Source organism: Duganella guangzhouensis (assembly GCF_009674535.1).
In the GTDB taxonomy this organism is placed as follows: domain Bacteria; phylum Pseudomonadota; class Gammaproteobacteria; order Burkholderiales; family Burkholderiaceae_D; genus Rugamonas; species Rugamonas guangzhouensis.
Genome location: NZ_WKJK01000055.1, coordinates 1 through 1,848, shown reverse-complemented (window position 1 = coordinate 1,848; position 1,848 = coordinate 1). Strand labels below are relative to the sequence as shown.

General features: G+C 48.3%; 3 protein-coding genes. 2 read left to right on the top strand and 1 reads right to left on the bottom strand.

Annotated elements, in window-relative coordinates; all coding sequences use genetic code 11:
• Positions 1 to 213 precede the first annotated feature (213 nt).
• Positions 214 to 528, bottom strand: a complete 315-nt coding sequence (locus GJ699_RS33855) for a hypothetical protein (protein ID WP_154383808.1) — start codon at positions 526 to 528, stop codon at positions 214 to 216.
• Positions 529 to 1,132: 604 nt separating this feature from the next.
• Here GJ699_RS33855 and GJ699_RS35075 point away from each other — a divergent pair.
• Both GJ699_RS35075 and GJ699_RS35395 read left to right on the top strand, forming a co-directional pair.
• Complete coding sequence (locus GJ699_RS35075; RefSeq protein WP_267877760.1) at positions 1,133 to 1,261, top strand: hypothetical protein; 129 nt, start codon at positions 1,133 to 1,135, stop codon at positions 1,259 to 1,261.
• A gap of 73 nt (positions 1,262 to 1,334) precedes the next feature.
• Positions 1,335 to 1,688 (top strand): response regulator, encoded by a 354-nt coding sequence (locus GJ699_RS35395; RefSeq protein WP_154383807.1) that lies wholly within the window; start codon positions 1,335 to 1,337, stop codon positions 1,686 to 1,688.
• Positions 1,689 to 1,848 lie beyond the last annotated feature (160 nt).

The following is a 1,848-nucleotide window of genomic DNA, read 5'->3' as shown; positions in this document are numbered from 1 at the left end:
TAGCAATGCCACGTCGATCACTCCGATCTCCTGCCGAAAAGACAGGGGGAATTGTGCTACTAACGTGGGTCAGATTCCGTTGCAAATTCGTGGGAAAGGTGGGTCAGATTTCAGTGCAACTTAACAAAAAGGCATCTCAGTTCCAAATGCTTTTAAAAGCTCGTGGGCCTCTAACCCCACGGGCTTTTTCGTTTGCGCCCCATATTTTCTAGATCATGGGACCTCCTTGATTGTAGTATTGGGTGTGGATATAACTGATTTTGACTCAACGGTTGTTGTATTGAACGACCGGCTACGCTGTTCTACAAGCCACTTAGCGACATCACCAATTAGTGCGTACTTTCCTCGTCGCTTTTCGATGTCGAAGACGGGTATCGGTATATCCCTGCGGGCGAGCGCCTGTCGAAATGCTTCTCTTGATGAATAGCCAAGTGCCTGGCAAAGATCCTCGTTGCCGATAATTGGGCCGTAACGCAGCATCAACTGCTGCGTTAGCAACACCTCCAGTGGCACCTCGATATCAACCATGTTCATCGCCAGTCACGCGTATTTGATATTAGTTGATTCTCCCATGCACTCAGATTGGCAGTCAAACAAAATTTGGCATTGTTGCATAACAGCCGATCATAATTCCAAAATAATGGGAATTCAACACCTGTTGCAAATATCACATTCTCCGCTTGTACATAGACTCACTGCAGGCAGCAGGACTCATGGCAAGACCACGATGCGCTGCCAGCTCGACAGTGAATTGGGGTCACTATCGACCGCTCGGGACGACTTACGTTTTTGGGTAAGCGTCTTCCTAGTACCGTCTGGACTACCTGATCCAATTCGATCATGGATACAAATTTTCAACCGATCATTTCTACCAATGCACGCGGCCACAATCGCCAGCCCCGTTACTATATATAGACCTTGATCCTCAAGGTTTTGACCAGCCAAGTTCGGCATGATTGTTGCCCCCAGTCCCCCATGATCCGGAGGGTGTTGTCACAGAACTTGGTGGGTGGCTGGTGGTCGCTGATAGGGACTTGGTCCAGAGGACATTCTGAGGCCATCCGTAACGTGGATGCCAAGACCTGCTACCGCAAACCGTTGGCCATTAGAACCTCTTGTAGCGGGAGGTCGCATGGACGCGATTGAACATTACGATGCCGTAGATGTCTTTATTGGCGTTGACGTCGGCAAGGGCGAACACCTTGCCGTTGCGCTTACGCAATATTCTTGTTTATGGTATGGTCAAGAAAGACGCTATTGAAACGCTCGTTGAACCCACAACTCAACACTGCCATCTTTGGCCCATTTGGATTTGCTTGATATGGGGATGACACATGAGTTGCCGCGTTCTAATAGTGGACGACAACAAAGATGCAGCCGATATGCTTGATCTTCTGTTGCAAAGTCTCGGCTACACAACAGCTGTCGCATATCATGGCCGAGCAGCCTTGGATCAATTGGATTTTTTTCAGCCGAGGGTGATCTTGTTGGACATGAACATGCCCATCCTAAATGGGTATGACACGGCGTCAGCAATACGGGCACGCGCGGACAGTTGGAAATTCCATATCATCGCTCTATCAGCATATGACGATCCTATATCGATCGCGAAAATGACTGAAGTTGGGTGCAACGCACGATTAACAAAACCGGCTTCAACCGAAAGTCTTCTTGCTTTATTTCCTTGAGCGGGTTGATGGCTAAATAGTCCGGCCTGAATTATTCCTAACCGTTTGATTCTGCTAGCGAAAGACCGAAAAACAGTAGCTGGGATTTGCAAACTTTCGCTAAAATGGTAGCAATTCCTTGCAAATTTCAGAGGCCTGAATGGGACCGAAGTCAGCTGGA

Coding starts and splice junctions, on each gene's coding strand:
- GJ699_RS33855 (WP_154383808.1), bottom strand. CDS start 528: ATGGTTGATATCGAGGTGCCACTGGAGGTGTTGCTAACGCAGCAGTTG.
- GJ699_RS35075 (WP_267877760.1), top strand. CDS start 1,133: ATGGACGCGATTGAACATTACGATGCCGTAGATGTCTTTATTGGCGTT.
- GJ699_RS35395 (WP_154383807.1), top strand. CDS start 1,335: ATGAGTTGCCGCGTTCTAATAGTGGACGACAACAAAGATGCAGCCGAT.